Consider the following 587-nt stretch of genomic DNA (forward strand, 5'->3'; position numbering starts at 1 on the left):
GATGCCGGGGAAGCGGGAGAAGGCACCGCTGGAGGCGACGCTCGCGCTGCTGATGCGCCAGTCGAAGTCGTCCAGGCTGGCACCCACCGGGCAGATGGCCAGTTCCAGCGTCGAGCCGCCGCCGTTCTTCCAGGGCATGGCGATGGCGCTGCTGGGGTCGAGCAGGGTGTAGGGCATGGTCTTCTCTAATGTATATACATATTGAGCGGATCGCCGGCATGGCGACCGCCCGCGTCGTCATTCCGCGCGTGTCGCGGAGGTGGCTGCAATCATAACGTATCACTGCAACGGTCAAGCGACAGGCGGATGATCTTGGCATGCGTCGCCGGCTTGACGTCGATTCGATTCGTTTCTATTGTATATACAAATAAAACGCAAAGAGCACCAGGCCGATGCATTCCAATTCGAAACAGCTGTGGCGCGACGTTCAGGTCTTCGATGGCCAGGCGCTGCTGGACGAGGCGATGACCGTGCGCGTCGACGACGGTCGCGTGGCCGGCATGTGGCCGTCGCGGGCGTTCGCCGAAGCGGACGCCCAGGGCGCCGTCGAAGCGGGACAGGGTGGGGTGATGACGCCGGGCCTGGTC

The 587-nt window shown here is 63.5% G+C and carries 2 protein-coding genes; one reads left to right on the plus strand and one right to left on the minus strand.

The window, feature by feature from the left end:
* A partial coding sequence (locus J0A65_RS25235; RefSeq protein WP_206596967.1) for a HutD family protein occupies positions 1 to 177 on the minus strand: 177 nt, incomplete at its 3' end.
* 215 nt (positions 178 to 392) lie between these two features.
* Between J0A65_RS25235 and J0A65_RS25240 the strand changes: the two genes are divergently transcribed.
* A partial coding sequence (locus tag J0A65_RS25240) for a hypothetical protein (protein WP_206596966.1) occupies positions 393 to 587 on the plus strand: 195 nt, incomplete at its 3' end.

It is taken from the genome of Bowmanella yangjiangensis (assembly GCF_017255015.1).
Classification (GTDB): Bacteria; Pseudomonadota; Gammaproteobacteria; order Enterobacterales; family Alteromonadaceae; genus Bowmanella; species Bowmanella yangjiangensis.